At 33.4% G+C, this 1,466-nt stretch carries 1 protein-coding gene; it reads right to left on the bottom strand.

Translation table 11 applies throughout. The features are described from left to right. Positions 1-37: 37 nt before the first annotated feature. Positions 38-1,373 (bottom strand): IS3 family transposase gene (locus ACRX5O_RS25130; protein WP_433908436.1). Its coding sequence is split into 2 segments (ribosomal slippage): positions 38-980 and positions 979-1,373, totalling 1,338 coding nucleotides; the frame shifts between segments, so codons are not numbered across the junction. Positions 1,374-1,466 lie beyond the last annotated feature (93 nt).

Raw genomic sequence — 1,466 nt, 5'->3', positions numbered from 1 at the left:
TAAAGTGTACCCGTTGTAAAGGACATTTAAAAAAAGGTTATGCCACATCAAGAAGATGATTTCTGTATTCAACAGGGGTCATCTTCTTTAAATTCCATTGATATCTGAAATTGTTATAGTAAGTCATATAACTTCTTATTTCCCTTTTAAGTTCTTCTAAAGAATTACACGGTTTTATAAATGCTTCATCCTTAAAATGTCCGAAAAAAGACTCTTGTGGAGCGTTATCCCAACAGTTTCCCCTTCTTGACATTGATTGTCCTAGACCTAGTTTTTTTACGTGCTTCTGAAAATTGGGACTAGTGTAGTGTACCCCTTGATCTGAGTGAATAAAGGCTCCTTCTGCCAACTCTACTCGTCTATTATTCTTTAACTTTACTAATGTATCCGTAGCTAAATCCAATGTAAGTCGATTAGAAACATTATAGGCCAATATTTCATTCGTTGAACTATCCTTAATAGTGGACAAATAAGCTTTTTGTCCCTTACCGTAATAAAAATAAGTAATGTCAGTAAGTAATACCTTACCTGGGATATCTTGTTTAAATTCACGGTTAAGTAAATTTGGTTGTACCGAATGTTCTTGGGTAGCTTTTAACATCTTTTTATAAGGGTTGGCTCTTCTAATAGGGCATATAATCTTGTATTTCTTCATAATCCTTCGGATTCGTTTTAAGTTATATTTAATATCAAACTGCCCTTTTAACGTCATCTTAATTTGCCGTGCACCTTTATGACGTCGCTTAAAATGAAAAGCTTTTAAAATATTTTCTTTTAAGATTAAATCTTCTTTTTCACGGCGATCTCTGTTTTCCTGAGATTTCGGAGAAAAATAATTATAATAACCCGAGCGAGAAACTCCGGATATTTCGCATAAGTAACTTACCATATTTTTAAGTTCATACTTTTCTATTACTGTACGAATTAAGAGAAATTTCTTTTCCGCTGATACTTTTACTCGTTTCTCTCCAGCCCCTTTCCATCATGTCTAACTTTTTTAGTAATTCATTTTCAGCTCGCAACAGTTGAATTTGTGCTTCTAATTTTGCATTTTTTTCTTCTAAACTAAGCTCTCTTTTAGTGGGTCTCCCAGAATGATCTTTACGTGAATCTCGAAGGCCCATTACTCCAGATTTATTATAAGCAACACGCCATCTATACGCTGCTCTATTTACTCTAACGATACCAATGATATCAATATCAAAACCTTTGTCCTCAAAGATCTGTCGTGGTGATTTTCCATTTTCGCTTTCAGCTATAAAAATCCTTTTAAATTCATCCGTATAGGTAATACCTTTTGTACTGACAGATTTGACATATTGATTATTAGAAAGGATTTTTATTTCTTTATCATTGAAGAGTTTTTTTGGCATAAGATTATTCTCCGATTCCCACATTTTTTTTCATTATACATAAAAGTACCCGATAGGGCAGACCTTTTTTCAGTGTCTACTCTATCGGGTACA

Source organism: Robertmurraya mesotrionivorans (genome assembly GCF_050971805.1).
GTDB lineage: Bacteria > Bacillota > Bacilli > Bacillales > Cytobacillaceae > Robertmurraya_A.
This window is presented reverse-complemented; position numbering and strand designations above follow the sequence as displayed.